Source organism: Mesorhizobium sp. M2E.F.Ca.ET.209.01.1.1, assembly GCF_004010375.2.
Classification (GTDB): Bacteria; Pseudomonadota; Alphaproteobacteria; order Rhizobiales; family Rhizobiaceae; genus Mesorhizobium.
Window position 1 is genome coordinate 1 of sequence record NZ_SADP02001023.1, and the last position, 300, is coordinate 300.

General features: G+C 57.7%; 1 protein-coding gene. It reads left to right on the forward strand.

What is annotated here, in order from left to right:
- A partial coding sequence (locus EN852_RS38950) for a BamA/TamA family outer membrane protein (RefSeq protein ID WP_145994163.1) occupies positions 1-300 on the forward strand: 300 nt, incomplete at both ends.

Sequence of the window (300 nt, forward strand, 5' to 3'; positions counted from 1 at the left end):
CTCGCGGATGGATGTGTGGATTCCACCGGGGCCTATGATCCAACCAAGTGCACCATTTCCACGGCAATTCTTAATGGCATTGCCGAAAGCCCATGGCTCAAGTCTTCCGTCAGCCTGGGGGTAGTCTACAACACTATCGACGACATGAAGAACCCGCATGAGGGTCTTTATGTCACCGGTACTACCGAATTTGCCGGCCTCGGTGGCGATGCCAAGTGGGTGAAGGTGACCGGGCGCGGCAGCGTTTACCAGACCTTGTCGGAACAGCTGGACCTGGTTGGCTTGGTTTCCGGCGGCGCC